At 71.0% G+C, this 3,775-nt stretch carries 3 protein-coding genes; all 3 read left to right on the top strand.

Annotation, left to right across the window (positions count from 1 at the left end; translation table 11 throughout):
- The coding region (locus FNH05_RS34275) for a CBS domain-containing protein (RefSeq protein WP_144593006.1) at window positions 1-401 on the top strand (401 nt) is incomplete at its 5' end.
- A 5-nt stretch (window positions 402-406) separates the two neighbouring features.
- Window positions 407-1,315 carry a universal stress protein gene (locus FNH05_RS34270; protein WP_144593005.1) on the top strand — a complete coding sequence of 303 codons (909 nt, stop codon included), beginning with the start codon at window positions 407-409 and terminating at the stop codon, window positions 1,313-1,315.
- Window positions 1,312-3,681, top strand: coding sequence for a phosphoketolase family protein (locus FNH05_RS34265; RefSeq protein ID WP_144593004.1), 2,370 nt, complete (start codon window positions 1,312-1,314; stop codon window positions 3,679-3,681). Before FNH05_RS34270 ends, FNH05_RS34265 begins: the two co-directional genes overlap by 4 nt.
- The last annotated feature ends 94 nt before the right edge of the window (window positions 3,682-3,775 follow it).

Raw genomic sequence — 3,775 nt, 5'->3', positions numbered from 1 at the left:
ACCGTGCCCACCCGCCCGCGGGCGACACCGTGGGCGACGTGATGACCAGCCCGGCGACCGGGATGAGCCCGGGCTGCGACGTGGCCGAGCTGAGCCGCGCGCTGCTGGACTCGCGCATCCGCGCGATGCCCATTGTGGACGGTGGCAGGGTGGTCGGGATCGTCACCCGCGGGGACATCGTCCGCACCTTCGCCCGCGAGGACGCGGAGATCGCCGCGGACGTGCGGCGGCACCTGTCCATCTACGGCGGCCCCGACCGCTGGCAGGTCGAGTGCAAGGACGGGGTCGTGCGCATCCTCGACGAATTCGACAACGCGACGGACCGGCACGTGGCGACCGTGCTGGCCGAAGCGGTACCGGGAGTGGTCAGCGCCGAGACGCTGGCCGGGAACAGGGAATGAGACCGATGACTGACGTGAGCAGTGCCGTGACGGGTGCGATCGTGGTGGGCGTGGACGGTTCGGAGCCCGCCGCACAGGCAGTACGCTGGGCGGCGCGCGAGGCCGCGCTGCGCCACCTGCCGCTGCACCTGGTGTACGGGTTCGACCCGATGTTCGGCTACTACGGCGGTGGGCTGCCCGCGCCGCAGAGCCTGTTCGACGAGCTGGAGGCCTTCGCGCAGGGCAAGCTCACCGAGGCGGCCGACCTCGCCCGCGAGATCGGGCCGGAGCTGCGGATCACCACTTCCCGGCCCAACCAGCCGCCCATCCCGGTGCTGCTGGAACTGGGCAAGAAGGCCGAAATGATCGTGCTGGGCGCCTCCGGGCGCGGCGGGTTCACCGGGATGCTCGCCGGCTCGACCACGATCGCGGTGGCCGCGCACGCCACCTGCCCGGTGGCCGTGGTGCGCACGCGTGCCGACGGCACGGTGCCCGCCGAGGGCCCCGTGGTCGTCGGGGTGGACGGCAGCCGCACCAGCGAGCGGGCACTGGGCGTGGCGTTCGACGAAGCGTCCTGGCGAGGCGTGCCGCTGATCGCGGTGCACTCGTGGAGCGACGTCGACTACCTGACCAGCGTGCCGGTCGAATACGCGCTGCTCGAACAGGAACCGCCCGACGAGGAGCAGCGGCGCGTGCTGGCCGAAAGCCTGGCCGGCTGGCAGGACAAGTACCCGGACGTGCAGGTGGAGCGCGTGGTGGTGAAGGACCGGCCGCGGCACCAGCTGCTCGAATGGGCGGGCAGGGCGCAACTGGTCGTGGCGGGCAGCCGGGGCCGTGGCGGGTTCACCGGCATGCTGCTCGGCTCGACCAGCCAGGCGCTGATCCACCACGCCGGCTGCCCGGTGCTGATCGTGCGCCCGGAGCAGGCCGGATGAGCGTGCCCGCCGGGACCCGGCCCGCGGCGCTCACCGCGGTCGAACTGTCCCAAGTGGACGCGCAGTGGCGGGCGGCGAACTACCTGACGGTGGGCCAGATCTACCTGATGGACAACCCGCTGCTCGCCGAAGGGCTGCGCGCCGAGCACGTCAAGCCGCGCCTGCTCGGCCACTGGGGCACCTCGCCGGGACTGAACTTCGTCTACGCCCACCTGAACCGGCTGATCGTGGCCCAGGACCTGGACATGATGTTCGTGACCGGGCCCGGCCACGGCGGCCCGGCCCTGCTCGCGAACACCTGGCTGGAGGGCAGCTACCCCGAGGTGGCACCGGAGGCTTCCGCCGACGCCGAGGGGATGCGGGTGCTCTTCCGCGAGTTCTCCTTCCCCGGCGGGGTGCCGAGCCACGTGGCGCCGGAAGTGCCCGGCTCCATCCACGAAGGCGGCGAGCTCGGCTACTCGCTGGCACACGCCTTCGGCGCCGCCTTCGACAACCCGGACCTCATCGTGGCCTGTGTCGTCGGCGACGGTGAGGCCGAAACGGGGCCGCTGGCGACCAGCTGGCACGCCAACAAGTTCCTCAATCCGGCGCGCGACGGGGTGGTGCTGCCGATCCTGCACCTCAACGGGTTCAAGATCGCCAATCCGACCGTGCTGGCGCGCATCTCCCCCGAGGAGCTGGACCAGCTGCTGCGCGGCTACGGCTACGCGCCCCACTACGTGGAGGGCGACGAACCCGAGCGCATGCACCAGCTGATGGCCGCCACCCTCGACGAGGTGCTCGCCGAGATCCGGCGGATCAAGGACAATCCCGACGGGCAGCGGCCGCGCTGGCCGATGATCGTGCTGCGCACGCCGAAGGGCTGGACCGGACCATCCAAAGTAGATGGACAGCAGGTGGAGGGCACCTGGCGTGCGCACCAGGTGCCGCTGCCCGCCGTCCGCGAGCACCCGCACCATCTGCGGGCGCTCGACGCGTGGCTGCGCTCGTACCGGCCCGAGGAGCTGTTCGACCCGACGGGGGCGCCGAAACCCGAGGTGACCGCGCTCATCCCGCGCGGAGCCCGGCGCATGGGCGCCAACCCGCACGCCAACGGGGGGCTGCTGCTCCAGCCGCTGCGGCTGCCGGACCCGGCCGCGCACGCGGTCGCCGTCCCGCGCCCCGGCACCACCAGCGCCGAACCCACCCGTGTGCTCGGCGAGTACCTGCGGGAGGTGTTCGAACTCAACGACACCCACCGCAACTTCCGCCTGTTCGGCCCCGACGAGACGGCCTCCAACCGGCTCGACGCGGTGTACGAGGCCACCGGCAAGGACTGGCAGGCCGCCATCGAACCGGTCGACGAGCACCTCACCCGGGACGGGCGCGTGCTCGAGGTGCTTTCGGAACACCTGTGCCAGGGCTGGCTGGAGGGCTACCTGCTGACCGGGCGGCACGGGCTGTTCTCGTGCTACGAGGCCTTCGTGCACATCGTCGACTCCATGGTCAACCAGCACATCAAATGGCTGCGGGTGAGCAGGAAGATCCCGTGGCGCCGTCCGGTCGCCTCGCTGAACTACCTGCTTACCTCGCACGTCTGGCGGCAGGACCACAACGGGTTCTCGCACCAGGACCCCGGTTTCATCGACCACGTGGCGAACAAGAGCTCCGAGGTGGTGCGCGTCTACCTGCCCCCGGACACCAACACCCTGCTCGCCGTGGCCGAGCACTGCCTGCGCAGCCGCGACTACGTCAACGTGGTCGTGGCGGGCAAGAACGACAGCCCCAACTGGCTCGACGCCGAACAGGCGGCGCTGCACTGCGCGCGGGGGGCGAGCATCTGGGAATGGGCGAGCCTGCACCCGGAGCGCGAACCCGACGTGGTGCTCGCCTGCGCCGGCGACGCGCCCACCACGGAGGTGCTCGCCGCGGTCACCCTGCTGAAGCGGTACCTGCCGGAGCTGGCCGTGCGGGTGGTCAACGTGGTCGACCTGATGCGGCTGCAGCCGGACACCGAGCATCCGCACGGGATGAGCGATCGCGAGTTCGACGCGCTGTTCACCACCGACCGGCCGATCATCTTCGCCTACCACGGCTACCCCTGGCTGATCCACCGGCTGGCCTACCGCCGCACCAACCACGGCGACCTCCACGTGCGCGGGTACAAGGAGCACGGCACCACCACCACGCCGTTCGACATGCGCGTGCTCAACGACATGGACCGGTTCCAGCTGGTCATCGACGTGATCGACCGCGTGCCCGGGCTGATCCGCAGCGCCGGGAGCGTGCGGCAGGCGATGACCGAGACCCGGGAGCGGCACCGCCGCTGGATCGTCGAACACGGCGAAGACCTCCCCGAGATCCGCGACTGGTCCTGGACCGCCTGAGGGACTGGGAAAAGCCGTGAAGGGTCCCTTCACAGTCGTATCGACTGTGAAGGGACCCTTCACGGCCAACACTCAGGCGGCGGAAGGGGGGATC

It is taken from the genome of Amycolatopsis rhizosphaerae, assembly GCF_007713715.1.
GTDB classification, from domain to species: Bacteria; Actinomycetota; Actinomycetes; order Mycobacteriales; family Pseudonocardiaceae; genus Amycolatopsis_E; species Amycolatopsis_E rhizosphaerae.
Note: the sequence above shows the minus strand (reverse complement) of the source record. Positions and strands in the feature narration are given on the sequence as shown.

Excerpts from the sequence above, each read along its gene's own strand:
- FNH05_RS34270 (WP_144593005.1), top strand. The coding sequence starts at position 407 with ATGACTGACGTGAGCAGTGCCGTGACGGGTGCGATCGTGGTGGGCGTG.
- FNH05_RS34265 (WP_144593004.1), top strand. The coding sequence starts at position 1,312 with ATGAGCGTGCCCGCCGGGACCCGGCCCGCGGCGCTCACCGCGGTCGAA.